This is a genomic window from Mesorhizobium sp. YR577 (assembly GCF_900116595.1).
GTDB lineage: Bacteria > Pseudomonadota > Alphaproteobacteria > Rhizobiales > Rhizobiaceae > Mesorhizobium_M.
On record NZ_FPBI01000032.1, the window covers coordinates 37310 to 54484 of the forward strand.

Below are 17175 nucleotides of genomic sequence, written 5' to 3' on the forward strand. Positions count from 1 at the left end.
GCGCCGCCGTCCTGCAAGGCCGCCGCCGCTCACCCCTGTCTCCTCGATGCGCGGCTTCTGGGGCCTCATGAAGGCCTATTGGTTCTCGGATCGCTGGATGGAAGCCTGGGGGCTGACGCTGGCGATCACTCTTCTCACGGCCGTTTCCAGCAAGACAAGCGTCTGGATGGCCGAAGCTTCGGGCGAGCTCGTCAATTCGATCGCCTATTTCCACGCTACCGACAATGAGACGCCGCTCGCCACGCTGTTTACCAGCGCCGGCATCCTGCTTGCTCTCGTCCTGGTCAAGGATGCGGGTTTTACCGGCATCAGGCACCTGTTTTCCACGACGTTGCATCGCAAGTGGCGCGGCTGGCTCGACGGCCGGTTCAACGAAGCCCTGCTCGACGGCAACCACACGCATTTCCATCTGCAGCATGGCGCAGGCAAGCAGGCCGCTCACGCGCCGGTCGCGCCCGACAATATCGACCAGCGCGTCCAGGAATCGATCAAGGGCATGACCGGCGGCGCCATCGGGCTCGCCATGGGCGTCATGGGCGTGGTCATGTCGCTGTTCTTCGTCGGCCAGAAGCTGCTCGAAACCTCGACGCAGGTGAAGGGTCTGGAGTTCCTTGGCGACTATGGCAGCGCCGTGCTGGCCTTCGTCGCGGTCGTCACCTATGTGCCGCTCAACACCTATATCGCCGTCAAGCTCGGCCGCATGCTGGAGCGCCTCACCGTCAGGATACAGCAGGCCGAAGGCAGCTATCGTGGCGAATTGACGACCTTCCTGCGCCGCAGCTTCCATGTCGCCGCTTCCGGCAGCGAGCGCGTGCAGAAGCAGGTCAACAACAGGCTCTACAAGGATATCGACTGGACCTGGGGCCGGCTGAACAGGATCAACGCGGCCTATATGTCGTTCGAGCTGGTGTATAATTTCATCGCCGCGCGCTTCGTCGCCTACGGCCCGGGTCTCATCCCCTATATCAACAGCAATATCAGCCTGAAGGGCTATGTCACCGGCGCGGAGCTGGTCAATTCGCTGATCCAGCAGTGCTCGTGGTTCATCCATGTCATGCCTGACATCGCCTCGCTCAAGGCCAATGCACGGCGCGTGACCGATCTGGCGGTGGCGATCGAGAATGTGCAGAAGCCGAGCGAATTCTACGCGCTCACCGGCCAGTCCGACTTCCAGTATGGCAGCCAGCACTCGGTGTTCGGCCTGACCGTGCAGAACTTGGCGCTGATGCACCAGGGCGACGATGCGCTGCCCTTCCTGACGGCACCGAACCTGCGCTTCCGCCGCGGCGAGTGGACCTATATGCGCGGCGCTTCCGGCAGCGGCAAGACCTGCCTGATGAAGGCGATCAACGGTCTGTGGCCCTATGGCCGCGGCGATGTCGTGTTCCCCGAGGGGGTGAAGAGCTTCTATGCCGCGCAGGAAGTGAAGCTGCCGCAGGTCTCGCTCAAGCAGCTGGTGTGCCTGCCCGGCAGCCCCGACGAGCATTCCGATGCGCGCGTGGCGTCTGCACTGCACAAGGCAGGGCTTGGCGAATTCATCGAATATCTTGGCGAGGAAACCCGCGAGGGCAAGCTGTGGGACCAGGTGCTTTCGGGCGGGCAGAAGCAGAAGCTGGTGCTTTCGCGCATCCTTCTGCAGCAGCCCGGCCTGCTGTTCCTCGACGAAGCTACGGGTGCGCTCGATCCTGCCGCCAAGATCGCCTTCCACCAGGCCATCGAGGACAACTGCCCCGGCGTGACCGTCATCAGCGTCATGCATGAAGTGACGCCGCCGAAATCGGCGAGCGGGGCCGAATTCTACGACAGCGTGCTGACGCTTTCCGACGGCGTGGCCTCGAAGAAGGCACTGACCAGCCTGCCGCTGGAGATCACGACGATCCTCGCCAAGGCCGAGCAGCCGGTCGAAGAGGCACGGCCGGTGTTCCCGCGCATCCGGCTGCGGACGAAGTAAGCGCATGACCCCGAAAAGTTGCAGACTTTTCGGACAGGATCATGCGCCAGAATAAAACGGCACGGCGCTATTCCTTCACCAGCCGCGCCACCGTCCTTGCGATGGCCGGGCCGAACAGCAGCACGAACATGAAGCGTGCCGTCTGCAGTGCCATGACGAAGGAAATGTCCACATTGTTGGAGGCAGCGGCGATGATCGCCACCGAATCCATGCCGCCGGGGCTGGTCGCCAGATAGGCGGTCAGCGGGTCGATGCCGAGATAGTGGCTGAGCATCCAGGCCAGCGCGCCGCAGAACGCCATCAGCGCCAGCACGGAGAATATGATCTGCGGCAGCGCCCGGGCGGCGTGGCGCAGGATGGTGCGGTTGAAGTTGAGGCCGATGGTCCAGCCGACCACCGCATAGCTGATGGCGAGCAGCCATTCCGGCAGCTGGAAGCTGACGTAGCCGGTGAGGTGCAGGGCAACGCCCAGAAACATCGAGCCGAGAAAATAGGGCGAGGGCAGCCGCAGCAGGCGCCCGACCAGCCCGCCGACGACGGCGATGCCGAGCGTCGACAGGAAGGACTGCCAGTCGATCGCGGGGAACCAGTCGACCTCCGGCAAGACCACGCCTGAGGTATCGACCCACAGCCGCGCGATGACGGCGGCTGCGACCGAAACGAAGATGACACGCAGATATTGCATGAAGGCGACGAGGCGCGCATCGGCTCCGAAGGCGCCGGCCATCAGCACCATGGCGGTGGAGGCGCCGGGCGCGGTGCCCCAGACGGCGGTGGTGCCGGGCAGTACCTTCCAGCGGCTGATCAGCCAGCCGAGAAAGCTCGAAGCCACCAGCGTCGCGATGACGGTGCCCATGAACAGCGGCCAATCCCTGAGGAAGAAGGTGAGGATCTCGAGCTCGACCGATGCAGCGATGAGGCAGCCAATGATGGCCTGCGCGGCAAAGAACAGCGGTTGCGGCAGGCGCACGGTCGCGCCGTTGGTGCCGGCGAGAATGCCCGCAAACATCGGGCCGAGCAGGAGGGCCGCGGGCAGGCCGGCGAACTCCAGAAGGGCGGCGAAGATCAAGGAAACGAGGAGGATGAGGCCCCATTGCATGCCCGGCGCCATGCGAGCCAGCGGCTCGGGTTTTGGCGGTCGGACTGGCGCTTCCATAGGCTCTCTTTCAACGAGGCCGCGAGAGCCTCTTTCTGACGCCCTTCCTGAACAGGCCGGGCCTTCTTACGCGATTCCTTCGCTCACGCGAATGGCACCGCGGCGGTGCCGAGCGGCAGCTTGGCTTCGTCGTCCGGCTCGACATGGATGGTGATGCGGACCGACGGGATCTGGGCCTTCAGCGCTTCCTCGATGCGGTCGCAGATGACATGGCTTTCGCCGACGCTCATTTCCTTGTCGACGACGAGGTGGAATTCGATGAAGACGGCGCGGCCGGCGATGCGGGTCTTCAGGTCGTGGACTTCGAGCGCACCTTTCGAGTTTGCGGAGATGATATCGCGGATATGCATATGCTCTTCGGTGTCGACGGCACGGTCCATCAGGCCGTTGAGCGACGAGCCGATGACATGCCAGCCCTGCCACAGGATGTTGAGCGCAACGATGACGGCGAGCGCGGGATCGAGGATGGTCCAGCCGGTGAGGACAGCACCGACCAGGCCGGCAATGACGCCGACCGAGGTGACGACGTCGGTCATGATGTGCTGGCCGTCCGCCAGAAGCGCCGGCGATTTCTCGCGTCGTCCGGTGCGGATCAGCAGAAACGCCCAGCCAGCATTGATGGCTGCGGCGAGCCCGTTGACGGCAAGACCCTCCCATGGCTGCTCCATGGGGGCGGGCACCTGCCAAGCGGACCAGACCTCGCGCAGGATGAGCAGCGCCGCAAGCACGATGAGCACGCCCTCGAGAACGGCGGAGAAATACTCGGCCTTGTGATGCCCGAACGGGTGATCCTGGTCGGCGGGTTTGTGGCTGACGCGAATGGCCCAGAGGGCGGCGGCCGCGGCAATGACATTGACCACGGATTCCAGCGCGTCGGAGTACAGCGCCACCGAACCCGTCATGCGATAGGCCAGGTATTTCAGCCCCATCACGCCGAGCGCGATGATGATCGACCAGAAGGCGAGACGTTCGATCTTTTGCTTGGAGGTCATGCTGTATCCACGGCGCACTCTCCCCCCTTGAGGGGGAGATGGCGCGAAGCGCCAGAGGGGGTCGTTGCGGCAGCGCTCGGCGCAAAGGAACGTCGAGCACTGCGGCAGCGACCCCACCCGGCCCTGCGGGCCACCCTCCCCTCAAGGGGGAGGGGAGCGCCGAGCCTCAATCTCACGCTGCCTTTTCCTTCGCCTTGCGGGGCAGATGGGCAACCACGTTCTCGATCATGCGCATGCCGGCGTTCTGGCCGAGCGTCATGATCGACTCGGGATGGAACTGCACGGCAGCGACTGGCTCGCGCTTGTGCTCGAAGGCCATGATGACGCCATCCTCGGTCTCGGCGGTGACGATGAAATCGTCCGGCAGGCGCACCGGATCGGCAAAGATCGAGTGGTAGCGGCCGACGGTGACTTCCTTGGGCAGGCCGGAGAAGATGACGCCGGGCTTCGACACGCGGATGCGCGACGGCTTGCCGTGCATGGGAATGTGGAGCTGGCGAAGCTCGCCGCCATAGGCCTCGGCCAGCGCCTGCAAGCCCAGACACACGCCGAAGATCGGCAGGTCGCGGGCACGCGCCTTCTTAATGGTCGCGGCGCAGTCGAAATCCTTCGGCGTGCCGGGGCCGGGCGAAAGCACGACGAGATCGGGCTTCAGCTCGTCGAACAGCTCTTCCGGCACCGGCGAGCGCACGGTGGAGACATCGGCGCCGGTCTGGCGGAAATAGTTGGCCAGCGTGTGGACGAAGGAGTCTTCATGATCGACGAGCAGGATCTTCACGCCGTCGCCGACGCGGGCGGACTGGTGTTCGGTGGCGGCGGCATTGCCGGCCTTGGCGTCGCGAATGGCGGATAGCATGGCGGATGCTTTCAGTTCGGTTTCGGCTTCTTCATCTTCCGGAACGGAATCGAACAGCAGTGTAGCACCGGCGCGAACCTCCGCGATCCCGTCCTTTATGCGAATGGTGCGCAAGGTCAGGCCGGTGTTGAGATCGCCATTGAAGTGGACCATGCCGATCGCCCCGCCATACCAGGCGCGCGGGCTCTTTTCGTGCTTCTCGATGAAGCGCATCGCCCACAGCTTCGGCGCGCCGGTGACGGTGACGGCCCAGGCGTGGGACAGGAAGGCGTCGAAGGCGTCCATGCCTTCGCGCAAGCGGCCCTCGATGTGGTCGACGGTGTGGATCAGGCGCGAATACATCTCGATCTGGCGACGGCCGATGACGCGCACCGAGCCGGGCTCGCAGACGCGGCTCTTGTCGTTGCGGTCGACATCCGAGCACATGGTGAGCTCGGATTCGTCCTTCTTGGAATTGAGCAGCTTCAGGATCTGCTCAGAGTCCGAAATGGCGTCGTCGCCGCGCTTGATGGTGCCGGAAATCGGGCAGGTCTCGACGCGGCGGCCGTTCACCCGCACGAACATCTCGGGCGAAGCGCCGATGAGATATTCGCCTTCGCCCAGATTGATGAAGAAGGAATAGGGCGACGGGTTGATCTTCTTCAGGCGACGCGAAATCTCCGAGGGCGCGGTTTCGCAGCGCTCGTAGAACATCTGGCCGGGCACGACCTCGAACAGGTCGCCGCGCTGGAAGCTTTCCTTGGCCTTGTCGACGATTTTTGCATATTCGCCCGGCTCGTGATCGCCGCGCGGCGGTATGCGGTCGGACGGTTTGAAAGCCAGCGCCTCGTTATCGCGGGGCAGGCCTTCGGTGGAAAAACCGTCGCCGGAATAGTCGTAGCGGTCGTGCCAGGCCAATGCCTGATGATGGTCGACGACGAGGATTTCGTCCGGCAGGTAAAGCACCAGATCGCGCTGGCTTTCCGCGCGCTTCAGTGTGTGCTCGACCGGATCGAACTGGAAGGCGAGGTCGTAGCCGAAAGCGCCGTAGAGGCCGAGATTGGAATCCTGGTCGGTCTTGAACAAAGCCGTGATGGCGCGCAGCACGGTGAAGACCGAAGGCACGCGGCTGCGCTCTTCCTCGGTGAAGACACGGCCGGGCTCGGCGATGGTCAGGGCCAGCCGCTGCTTCGTGGTCTGGGTGAGGCTGACGTCCTTTTCGGCCAGCAAAGCGTGCGCGATGATGGGAAGCAACACCTCGCCGCGCGCATTCAGCGCTTCGATGCGCATGGCGCGGTTGCGGGCGCTGATCACCACGGGCGGGTCGATGATGGCGGTGTCCCAGCGGGTGTAGCGGCCGGGATATTCGTAGTTGGACGAAAAGACCGCGCCGCGCCGCGAATTCAGGCCGTCGATATAGGTCTCGATGGCGCCGGCATAGGCCGTGTCGTGGCGGCTTCGCGTGATGGTCACGCCGCCGCCGGTCACGAAGCGCTCGGCACCGTCCTCAAGAGTTTCGATCGTCATTTCCCGTCTCCATTTTCGCCGCCAGGCAGACCCGGAAAAACCCTTGAAAAAACAAATGGCCGCCCGGACTTCCCGTTGCGGCCACCAGATTTCACGCGCACGCGCTTACGAGGCCGCTGTCAGCAGGCCCACCACCAAGACGTCGTGTTCGAAAACGTGTTCATGATTTTTCCTTAGCGGCGAATGAGAAATCGCGCAACTGGATTCGAGGGGATGTTTCGATCAGCTCGTGCTGCCGACCGGCTCGACGTAGTCGAGTTCGGCCGGACGGCGGTCGATCCAGAAGGAGAAGAGCGCAACCGCGAGCGCAAGCAATGTCGTTGCCGCGCCGACGAAGGGCAGGTGCTGATAGGCGATGCCCAGCGAGATCGCCACGCCACCGATCCAGGCGCCGGCGGCATTGCCGATGTTGAAGGCGCCCTGGTTCAAGGTAGCGGCGAGGTTAGGCGCTTCGGATGCTTTTTCCACGACGCGCATCTGCATCGGCGGCACGATGACGAAGGTGAGCACGCCCCAGATGAAGACGGTGGCGATGGTGAGCATGGGCAGGCTGCTGATCTCGGCCAGGAAGAGGAAGAGCGCGACAAGCAGCACCAGCGTGCCGAGCACGGTCGGCATCAGCTTCCAGTCGGCAAGCTTGCCGCCGATGATGTTGCCGACAGTCATGCCCGCGCCGAACAGCAGCAGCACCCAGGTGACTGCGCCGACGGAAATGCCGGAGACGTCTGTGAGGATCGGCTTGATATAGGTGAATACGGAAAACAGGCTGGCCGAGGCGAGCGCGGAGATGATCATGGCCAGCCACACCTGCAGCTTGCCGAGAACCTTGACCTCGCTGGCAAGCCCACCCGAACTGGGCGGCGCAACGCCGGCCGGCACCAGCCAGCCGATGGCTGCGACCGAAATGATGCCGATCGCCACCACGGCATAGAAGGTCGAGCGCCAGCCGAAAGCCTCGCCGAGTGCGGTGCCGGCAGGCACGCCGAGGATGTTGGCGAGCGTCAGGCCGGCGAACATCAGCGCAATGGCGCTGGCGCGCTGCTTTTTCGGCACCAGGCTTGCGGCCACGACCGAGCCGATGCCGAAGAAGGCACCATGGCCGAAGGCGGTGACGACGCGCGCAACCATAAGCGTCCAGTAGTTCGGGGCGAGCGCGCAGAACAGATTGCCGACGACGAATAGCGAGGCAAGCCCGACCAATACAGCCTTGCGCGGCAGGCGCGCCGTGCCGATGGCGATGATCGGCGCGCCGAAGACGACGCCGAGCGCGTAGCCGGTGACCAGCAGGCCGGCAGCGGGGATCGACACGCCGAGATCGGCGGCGACTTCCGGCAGCAGGCCCATGATGACGAATTCGGTGGTGCCGATGCAGAAGGATGCAATGGCGAGGGCAAGGATGGGCAATGGCATGGCAAGCTCGGAACATAAAACGATTGAAACGTGATGTTGTCCGATTGGGGCCGGCGAACAAGTGCTTATGCTGCAACGCAGCAATGCATTTTCAGGTAGGGATGAGATCGGTTCTAGCCGATTGTCTCGCAATGGGAATGGGACAGGTCAGGTGGGACTCTAAGCCACGGCGCGGGAACCGCTGGCGAAGGGGCTCAGGCCAAGCCATTGCTGCATCGCTTTCGCGACCGCGGGATCGCCGTCGAGGCTCACGCGGCCCTCATCGATTTCCCGGCGCACGCGCGACAGGCCCATCCAGATGGAGGTCATGCTGCGGAGCGAACTCGTCACCAGGAGATCGATTTCGAAGCCGGGATCGAATCCGCACAGGTCCACGACGTTGCTTTCGACGACCAGCCACCAGTTCTGTTTGGTTTGGGTAAGTTCCGGGTACAGAAACTGAATCGTACAGCGCTTTTTCGGCAAGGGCTCGGGGTTGAGGTGGCGCCGCATGTCCCACATCAGCAGCGACGGGTCGAGATTTCTCAGCGACAGTTGCGATTCCACCCAGCGCTGGCCCCAGAAGCCGATGCCGAAGACGATCGGCTCGAGATCGCGGCCGGCCTGCGAAAGATGATATTCGACCGCGCCGCCTGCGCCGCGAACCGTCTCGATGATATGGGCGCGCTCCAGTTCCTTGAGGCGCTTGGACAAAAGGGCGGGCGACATGCGCGGCACGCCGCGGCGAAGGTCGTTGAAACGGGTGGTGCCGGCCAGAAGCTCGCGGATCACCAGCACGGTCCAGCGCGAGCACAATATCTCCGCCGCCATCGATACCGGGCAGAACTGGCCGTATCCTCCGTGAGGGTCCATGTGAAAACCGGTGTTTGAGATTATTCTTATATAATAGCGCAGAAATACCGCTGAAAACAGATAACAGAAATGGGTAGTACAGTTCGTGAACTGGATCACAGAGCCAATCGGAGCGATCCTCCATGCGTGTTGAAGTTGGAGGATGTAAACGTGAGTACTTATTCTAATCTTGCGCTGGCAGAAGACGACAAGAAACCCGCTATGGTTGAGGACATTGTCGATATCGTGCGGCGCCTGTCTCCCAAATTTGCTGCAAGCGCGGCCGGTGCTGACGAGCAGGACCGTTTCGTCGCCGAAAACTACCGCCTGCTGAAGGAAGCCGGTCTCGTCGAAGCTGCTGTCCCAGCCGAGCTTGGCGGGCGCGGCGCTGAAATCGCAGCACTTTGCGACATGATCCGCGAGATCGCGCATTCCTGCGGCTCGACGGCACTGGCCTTTTCGATGCACACGCATCAGGTGGCCATTCCGGCATGGCGCTGGCGGCACCAGAAGGTGGCGGTGGTCGAAGGCCTGCTCAAGCGCGTTGCGACCGAGCGGCTGATCCTGCTTTCGAGCGGCGGGTCGGACTGGCTCGCCGGCTCCGGCAAGGCGGTCAAGGTCGACGGCGGCTACAGGATATCGGCGCGCAAGGTGTTCACCTCGGGTGCGCAGGCCGGCGATATCCTGATGACCGGTGCGATCCTGGAGGGCGAAGACGGCTCGAAGTCGGTGCTTCATTTTGGCGTGCCGATGAAGGCGCCGGAGGTGAAGGTGGTGGAGACCTGGCGGGCGATGGGCATGCGCGGAACCGGCTCGAACGATGTCGTGATAGACGATTTGTTCGTTGCCGATGCCGGCGTTTCCTTCTCGCGCAAGGCGGCGGAATGGCACCCGGTGTTCCAGATCATCGCCACGATCGCGATGCCGCTGATCTACTCGGCCTATCTGGGCGTGGCGGAGAGTGCGCGCGAGATCGCGATCAATCTGGCCAAGAAAAAGGAACCAAACGCCTATGCGACGGACCTTGCCGGCAAGATGGACACGGCCTTGCGTTCAGCGCAGCTTGCCCATCGCTGGATGGTGAACATCGTGGAACGCAACGCTCCGTCGGCTGAAAGCGTCAACGAGGTGATGATCGGGCGTTCGCTGGTCGCCGAGAATGCGATCAAGACCGTCGAACTGGCGCTCGAACTGGCTGGCGGTGCCGGCTTCTATCGGGTGAACGGGCTGGAGCAGCGGTTCCGCGATATCCAGGGCGCGCGCTTCCATCCGCTTCAGCGCGGGCCGCAGGCGCACTATGCCGGAGCCATGGCGCTGGGACTGCCGGTCGCGACCGTGTTCTGATCGTTTGCGAAGAAGGCGCCGGAATCCGGCGCCTTCAATTCATCTCACCGCAAGATTAGCTGCGGTTGAGGAACTTCTTGTAGATCCAGCCTTGCTGGCCTTCGTAGGCGATCTTGCACCAGCCCTTGCAGGTGATGATGTCGACGGTGGCCCTGGCGGGTATCGTCCGCAGGACCTTGGATTCGTCGGCGGGACCAGCGCGCATATTGACCGCGGTGGTGATGCGGCCCTTGCCGATCGAGGCGGCCGGTTGAGGCTTGGCAGCGGCGGCAGGCGGGGTCTCTGTGGCAGCTGCGGCTTGCACGGCCGCAGGCTTGTCCGCCGGGATTGCCGCGGTCTTTTCCTCGTCGGCGAAGGCGGTGGCCTCGGGTTGCGAGGGTCCGGCATCCTTAGCCGCAGTCGCCGGCTGGTTCTGGTCCGCTGAAGGGCTTGCCTGTTCGGCGTCCGTGCGCGCCCAACGTTCGCTGTCGGTCTCCAGCGCGTTTACCGTGGCCTGTGGCTGCGGCACGGCTGCTGCCGGCGCCGGAGGTGTTGCCATGGCGGCCTGCTGCGCGGTTCCATTTTGCGGCACGACTGCCGGGGGAGCGGGCTGGGCTGGAGCTTCGGCGGCCACGGTGGTCTCTGCCGCTGCCGGCTCTGCGGTAGGATGCGAAAGCGGGTCGTAAAGCAAGGTCATGCCGGCGATCAGGCCGCCGACCACAACCACGCCGGCTGCGGGTAGCGCCAATGCGCGCGGCGAGACGCTGCCTAGCCAGCCAAGGCGGGCCGCCAGAGCCTGATAGACGCGGTCCAGCTTCTCAAATCTGCTCGGTGTGTCGTCGACCGGATCGTCCGCGATCTTGCAATCCCAGTCGTAATGCCGGTGCGACGCGTCCTCGACGGGATCATATGCCGGCATCTCTGCCGCAGGCTCGGTCGACGTGTAGTGGGAAGTGCTGCGGGCAGCGCTGTCCTGATTGGCCGGTTCCGGCTGGGCAGGCGGATTGCGCTGCGCATCGGGGGAGGGCCGTGTGCGATCATTGGCGGGGGCCGGGAACGGGCGCTGCCACAAGGGCGATGACGATCCGGTCTCCTGTCTGCCAGCGGGGGCAGGGGATGAAGCCGGCAGGCTCCGCCAAAGTTCGTCTTCAAGGGTGCCCGCATCCTGCGGGCCATGGATCTCTGCGAGTCGAGAGGCTTTCAAGGGGCTACTCCACGCATTACAAACGCGAAAAACCGGACGGCCAAACGCTTCGCTTGCTCGTCATGCGATAAGATTTCTGCCTGGCGAGCCAAATCGCGCATCGGATAGTCCGGTAAGCCCCCGCGGCCACGCGGTCAGCACAATCACCTCTGATTGTGGCGCTGCTGTGCCTAGATTAGGATTTTTGAGCGAAAAATCTACAGCCGGCGCATCTTTTTTGCCGGAAAATAGCTCGTTTGGGCGAGTTGCAGGCCGCTGGAATGCAAAACACCGCACGGTTGCCCGTGCGGTGTTTTTATTTTCAACCGGGTTTTGACCCGTCGTGTCAGTTCTTTTTCGGCAGGGCATAGGCGACGATGTAGTCGCCACGATCCGGCGACTGGCGTGCGCCGCCGGCCGAGATGATGACGAACTGACGCCCGGTCTCGGGCGAGGTGTAGGTCATCGGCGTGGCCTGCGCACCGACCGGCAGGCGGCCCTTCCACAGTTCCTCGCCGGTCGTCACGTCGATGGCGCGCAGATAATAATCCTGCGTGCCGGCGTAGAAGACGAGGCCGCCTGAAGTCGTCATCGGGCCACCCAGCGAAGGCATGCCGATGGGGATCTGCAGGCCGGTCTTCATGCCGAGCGGGCCGGTGTCCTGCAGCGTGCCGGCCGGAACCTGCCAGACGAGCTGGCGCGACTTCAGGTCGATGGCGCTGATGGTGCCGTAGGGCGGCTGGTGGCAAGGCACGCCGAGCGGCGACATGAAGCCGTTCTTCAACGCGCCATAGGGTGTTCCGAGCTGCGTGCCGAGGCCGTCATGGGCTGCCGACGGGCCATAATTGTCGGCCTGTTCGCGCGGCAGAAGCGTGATGAACTGCGGCATGCGGATGTCGTTGACGATCAGCAGGCCGTTGGCTTCGTCGACCGAGGCGCTGCCCCAGTTCATGCCGCCGTAATAGCCTGGATAGATCAGGCTGTAGTCGGTCCTCGGCGGCGTGAACTCGCCGTCGTAGCGCATCTTCTTGAACTCGATACGGCAGTAAAGCTGGTCGAAGGGCGTTGCACCCCACATGCGTGCTTCCGTGAACGGCTCGGTGCCGATCGAAGGCATGCCGGTGGAATAAGGCTGGGTAGCCGACGTCCAGTCGCCTTCAGCAGCACCCTGCGGGACGGGCTTTTCCTCGACCTCGGCGATCGGCTTGCCGTCGCGGCGGTCGAGCATGAAAATCTGCCCGCGCTTGGTGACCTGGATCAGCGCAGGCGCGGTGCCGCCCTTGCCGTCCGGCACGTCGTAGAGTGCGGGCTGCGAAGGCACGTCATAGTCCCAGATGTCGTGATGGACGGTCTGGAATTTCCAGCGTTCGCGGCCGGTGGCGATGTCGAGGGCAACGACGGAGGAGGAATATTCCTCCGCTTCCTTCGAGCGGTGACCGCCCCAGAAGTCGGGCGTGGCGTTGCCGGTCGGCAGGTAGACGAGGCCAAGAGCGTCGTCATAGGCCGGCGTCGACCAGACGTTGGGCGTGCCGCGCGTGTAGCTTTCGCCTTCCGGCGGCAGCTTGGTGATGGCGGGGTTGCCGAGATCCCAGGCCCAGACCAGTTCGCCGGTCTTGGCGCTGAAGGCGCGGACGGCGCCGGAAGGCTCGCCGGTTTCGACATTGTCCCATACCCACCCGCCGATGAGGATCAGGTCGCGCATGACGGTGGGGGCAGAGGTCTGGAAGTAGAAGCCGGGCTTGATCTCGCCCATGCCCTGCTTGAGGTCGACCGTGCCGCCGGTGCCGAAATCGGCGCAAGGCTCGCCGGTCTTGGCGTCGAGCTCGATCAGGCGCGCATCGATGGTGGTCATGACGATGCGGGCGGTGCATGCAGCCGTTGAGGGAGCTGCCGGAGCCGTGGGCTGTGCAGCAGCGCCATCCGCCGGGGCGGCGGGTGCGGCCTCGACCGGGGTTGCAACCGGCTCGTAGTAGCTGACGCCACGGCAGCGCTGCCACAGCGGCGCCTTGGCCTGCGGGTCGAACTTCCACTTCACTTCGCCCGTATCCGGGTTCAGCGCGTTGACGATGTTGTTGGGCGAGCAGGTGTAGAGCGTGTCGCCGACGAAGAGCGGCGTGTTCTGGTCCTGTGCCGAGCCTGCCGGCGTGTCGCCGGAACGGAACGTCCAGGCGACCTCGAGGCCACTGACATTGTCCGTGTTGATCTGGTCGAAGGGCGCGTAGCGCGTGCCGGCCGGGGTGCGGCCGTAATAGCGCCAGTCGCCGGCGCTCGCCGCGGCTGCAGGAACGGTAGGCTTCTCAACCTTGGCGAAGGCGTTGCGTGTCACTTCATGCGGCTGGAAGGCGTAGATGCCGGTGGCGATCAGCGCCAGAACGAGCAGGCCGGCAATCGAGAACGGTCCACGCTTTCCGGTCGAATAGGGAAACACCGGCAGAAGCAGCAGCGCCAGGATGGCGAGCACGGTCGGCGCGACGAGGCGCGGGACGAGCGGCCAGAAGGCAAGGCCCGTCTCCCACAACGCCCAGACGATGGTGGCGAGGAAGATCAAGGCATAGAGCCAGAAGCCGGTCTTGTGGCGCAGCGCATAGAGAACGCCGGAAAGGATGATGCCGAGGCCGGCAAGCGCGTAATACCACGAGCCGCCAAGGAAGATGAGCTGTGCGCCGCCATAAACCAGCGGCAGGCCGATGATCACCAGGATCACGCCGAATAGCACCAGCAGCCAGGAGCCGCCGGGTCTGGATGAAGTTTGTTCTGCCATGTTGCCTTACTCGCAAAGTTGAACCGGATGCGGGACCGTGCGGTTGATTTGGGATCGGCCCGGACCATCGTATCGACGGTTCGAAACCGGCCTCGCCAACCTTCCGGGTAGGCAACGGAGCGTCGCCTGCGAGGGAGAATCTGATCGCATCCTAATAGATAGTATGTTATCTTTTACGGGATGTCCAAGCAAGGTTCGAACCGAGCCAAATTCGGAATGCATATACTGGCCGTGGCCAGGCTGTGGCGGCGCGCGGCCGATCAGGCGCTGGACGATTGCGGGCTTTCGCACGCCACTGCCATGCCTCTGCTGACGCTGTCGCGGCTCGGCGACAATCTCCGCCAGGGCGTCATTGCCGACCAGCTCGGGCTGGAGGGACCGTCGCTGGTGCGCGTGGTCGACCTGCTGCTGGCCGAGGGGCTGGTGACACGGGCCGAAGACCGCGCCGACCGCCGCGCGAAAATCCTGACGCTGACGGAGACCGGCAGGGCGCGCGTGGACAGGATCGAGAAAATCCTTGCGCGGCTGCGTGCCGAGCTTCTGGCCGATGTCGGCGATGACGAGCTCGACGCGGTGGTCGGCGTTCTCACGCGGCTGGAAGAAAAACTGCTCGCGCGCGAAGCCGAATCCGACGCATGATCCCCGGCCGGAAACGGTCTTGATGAGGAATGCGATGGGTGCCAGCGAACGCGAGAAAATGGGGGCGGGCGAGTGGTATGTGTGCATCGACGCCGAACTTGATGCGCTGAGAACCGCAGCGCAGGAGGCGGTGTTCGAGCACAATTCGCTGCCGCCGAGGCAGCGCGGCAATATCGGCCCGGCGCTGCGGCAGCTGTTTGCGGCGGTGGGCGAAAACGCCCGCGTCGAAGCGCCGTTCTATTGCCCCTACGGCTTCAACATTTCGCTCGGCGATGGCGCGTTCATCAATGCCGGCTCGGTCATTCTGGATACCGCGCCGGTGCGCATCGGCGCCGGCACATTGCTCGGCCCGGTGGTGCAGATCTATTGCGCCGAGCATCACAAGGATGCCGGGAAACGGCGGGCCGGGCTGGAGATCGCGCGGCCGGTAACGATCGGCGAGGGCGTGTGGATCGGCGGCGGGGCGATCATCCTTGGCGGCGTGACGATCGGCGATGAAGCCATTGTCGGCGCAGGCGCGGTGGTGACGAAGGATGTGCCTGCCGGCGCGACGGTGGTGGGCAATCCGGCGCGGGTGGTGCGCGGCTGAGGCCGCGTCATGCCACTGCGTCGAAGCGCTTCGAGAATTCGCGGCGATATTGGACCGGCGAGGTTTTCAGCCGCGCGGCGAAATGCTGGCGAAGGGATGTGGCGCTGCCGAAACCCGCCTCAAAAGCGATTGCGTCGATGGATTTCTCCGTCGATTCCAGAAGACGCTGCGCCAGCGTCACGCGCTGGTCGGTCAGCCAGTCGCCGAAGCTCGTGCCGACCGTTTTCTGGAACCTGCGGGTGAAAGTCCGGCGGGTGAGGCCGGCGTCGTCGGCAACGCGGTCCAGGCTGTGGGCTCGGTCGAGGCTCGCGCGAACGTCGTCCAGTGCCTGCATGAAGCGATCGGTGGCCGGTGCCTTGGCCACGGGCTTTTCGATGAATTGCGCCTGGCCGCCCTGGCGGTGCGGCGAAAGCACGATGCGCCGAGCAAGCCTCAGGGTCGCCTCAGCGCCATAACGCGCGCGCATGATGTGCAGGCAGCAATCCAGTCCGGCAGCCACGCCCGCCGAGGTGACGACATCGCCATTATCGACATAGAGCACTTCCGGGTCGACAACGACGTCCGGATAGAGCGTGGCAAGCTGGTCGGCATAGGCCCAGTGCGTCGTTGCGCGCTTGCCCGATAAAAGCCCTGCCGCCGCCACGGCGAAAGTGCCGAGGCAGAGGCCGACAATGAGCGCGCCGCGCGCATGGGCAGCGCGCAGGGCGTCGATGAACGGCTGGGGCACCGGGGCGTTCAGATCCTTCCAGCTCGGCACGATGACGATATCGGCTCCGTCGAGCCCTTCCAGCCCATGCGGGGTGACAAGCGTCAAGCCTGCGCCGGTGTGTAGCGGACCGGGTTCGATGGCGCAGACGCGGAAATCGAAGCGGGGCAGGCCGAGAGCGGTCTGGTCCTCGCCGAAGACCAGGCAGGGCACCGAGAGATGGAACGGGCTGATGTCGTTAAAGGCGATAGCGGCGACGACGGGTGGGTTGATGGAGGCTGTCATGCTTGTCTGACCGTGAAAGCATGGATTGTCCCAATTCTTTCGAATATTGTCAATCGGGCCAATTTTGCCCTGCGGCAGCCGTGGTAATGTCGATCATCCCTTACGCAACCGAAAGGAAGAGGCCATGTCCATAACCACCGCACCACGCCGCGCACTGATCGTCGTCGACGTGCAGAACGAGTATGACCGCGGCGGCAATCTCGCCATCCAGTATCCGCCGTTCCAGGAAACGGTGCTCAATGTTGCGAAAGCCATCGACGCGGCCACTGAGGCCGGCGTCAAGATCGTTGTCGTCAAGCAGATGGCGCCGGAAACCTCACCGGTCTTTGCCGCGGGAAGCCATGGCGGCGAACTGCATCCCGAAGTCGCGAAACGGCCGCGCGATCATTATGTGGAGAAGAAGCTGCCCAGCGCCTTCACCGACAGCGACCTCGAGGAATGGCTGCGCGCCAATGCCATCGATACGATCACGGTGATCGGCTACATGACGCATAATTGCGACCTGTCGACCATCATCCATGCCCTGCATATGGGCTTTGCGGTCGAGTTCCTGAGCGATGCAAGTGGGTCGCTGGCGTATGCCAACAGTGCCGGTTATGCCTCGGCGGAGGAAATCCACCGCGTCATGACGGTCGTCCTGCAGTCGCGTTTCGCCGCCGTGCTGAAAACCGACGAATGGGTAGGTCATCTCAAGGCTGGCACATTGCCGGAGCGGGATAATATTCCGGCGTCGTATCAGCGGGCGCTGTCGAAGCAGGCGGCGTAGGGGTTCTTTGCCTTGATGTGAACGGCAAGGCGTGTGCGTCTGAAGCACCCCCACCCCTAACCCCTCCCCACAAGGGGGAGGGGGATCGGTGGCGTCTGTGCGAGGATCGTCGATTAACGGTTTTGTGCGGCATAGCGGCCGCGAAATTCCCCTCCCCCTTGTGGGGAGGGGTTAGGGGTGGGGGTTGCTCCAATCCGCTTTGCGGATTGGAGGAGAGTGCC

General features: G+C 63.9%; 13 protein-coding genes. 5 read left to right on the forward strand and 8 right to left on the reverse strand.

What is annotated here, in order from left to right:
- Positions 1–46 precede the first annotated feature (46 nt).
- Positions 47–1951: an ABC transporter ATP-binding protein/permease gene (locus BM413_RS29000; RefSeq protein WP_091918323.1), complete on the forward strand. Its 1905-nt coding sequence runs from the start codon at positions 47–49 to the stop codon at positions 1949–1951.
- Positions 1952–2018: 67 nt separating this feature from the next.
- Here BM413_RS29000 and BM413_RS29005 read toward each other — a convergent pair whose 3' ends face one another.
- The 5 genes from BM413_RS29005 to BM413_RS29025 all read right to left on the reverse strand — a co-directional run bounded on the left by BM413_RS29005 (position 2019) and on the right by BM413_RS29025 (position 8723).
- Complete coding sequence (locus BM413_RS29005; protein WP_091918324.1) at positions 2019–3107, reverse strand: AbrB family transcriptional regulator; 1089 nt, start codon at positions 3105–3107, stop codon at positions 2019–2021.
- An 83-nt stretch (positions 3108–3190) separates the two neighbouring features.
- Entirely contained in the window at positions 3191–4099 is a 909-nt protein-coding gene (locus BM413_RS29010) for a cation diffusion facilitator family transporter (protein WP_091918325.1), read from the reverse strand.
- 172 nt (positions 4100–4271) lie between these two features.
- A complete protein-coding gene (locus tag BM413_RS29015; RefSeq protein WP_091918326.1) occupies positions 4272–6461 on the reverse strand; it encodes an anthranilate synthase in 2190 nt (729 codons plus the stop codon).
- 222 nt (positions 6462–6683) lie between these two features.
- Entirely contained in the window at positions 6684–7871 is a 1188-nt protein-coding gene (locus BM413_RS29020) for an MFS transporter (protein WP_091918327.1), read from the reverse strand.
- A 159-nt stretch (positions 7872–8030) separates the two neighbouring features.
- Positions 8031–8723, reverse strand: coding sequence for a winged helix-turn-helix transcriptional regulator (locus tag BM413_RS29025; protein ID WP_091918328.1), 693 nt, complete (start codon positions 8721–8723; stop codon positions 8031–8033).
- A 201-nt stretch (positions 8724–8924) separates the two neighbouring features.
- Here BM413_RS29025 and BM413_RS29030 point away from each other — a divergent pair, with 201 nt between their 5' ends.
- Complete coding sequence (locus tag BM413_RS29030; RefSeq protein ID WP_091918329.1) at positions 8925–10046, forward strand: acyl-CoA dehydrogenase family protein; 1122 nt, start codon at positions 8925–8927, stop codon at positions 10044–10046.
- A gap of 55 nt (positions 10047–10101) precedes the next feature.
- On the opposite strand, the gene BM413_RS29035 is transcribed toward BM413_RS29030, so the two are convergent.
- Both BM413_RS29035 and BM413_RS29040 read right to left on the reverse strand, forming a co-directional pair.
- A complete protein-coding gene (locus BM413_RS29035) occupies positions 10102–11229 on the reverse strand; it encodes an SH3 domain-containing protein (protein ID WP_139238688.1) in 1128 nt (375 codons plus the stop codon).
- A 325-nt stretch (positions 11230–11554) separates the two neighbouring features.
- Entirely contained in the window at positions 11555–13969 is a 2415-nt protein-coding gene (locus BM413_RS29040) for a membrane-bound PQQ-dependent dehydrogenase, glucose/quinate/shikimate family (protein ID WP_091918331.1), read from the reverse strand.
- Between the two features lie 216 nt (positions 13970–14185).
- Here BM413_RS29040 and BM413_RS29045 point away from each other — a divergent pair, with 216 nt between their 5' ends.
- A complete protein-coding gene (locus BM413_RS29045; protein ID WP_244538085.1) occupies positions 14186–14608 on the forward strand; it encodes a MarR family winged helix-turn-helix transcriptional regulator in 423 nt (140 codons plus the stop codon).
- 34 nt (positions 14609–14642) lie between these two features.
- Complete coding sequence (locus BM413_RS29050) at positions 14643–15197, forward strand: sugar O-acetyltransferase (protein WP_091918333.1); 555 nt, start codon at positions 14643–14645, stop codon at positions 15195–15197.
- A gap of 7 nt (positions 15198–15204) precedes the next feature.
- Here BM413_RS29050 and BM413_RS29055 read toward each other — a convergent pair whose 3' ends face one another.
- The gene (locus tag BM413_RS29055; protein ID WP_091918343.1) at positions 15205–16176 is read right to left on the reverse strand and encodes a helix-turn-helix domain-containing protein; all 972 of its coding nucleotides are present in this window, start codon (positions 16174–16176) and stop codon (positions 15205–15207) included.
- A gap of 136 nt (positions 16177–16312) precedes the next feature.
- On the opposite strand from BM413_RS29055, the gene BM413_RS29060 reads away from it, so the two are divergent.
- The gene (locus tag BM413_RS29060) at positions 16313–16954 is read left to right on the forward strand and encodes a cysteine hydrolase family protein (RefSeq protein ID WP_091918334.1); all 642 of its coding nucleotides are present in this window, start codon (positions 16313–16315) and stop codon (positions 16952–16954) included.
- Positions 16955–17175 lie beyond the last annotated feature (221 nt).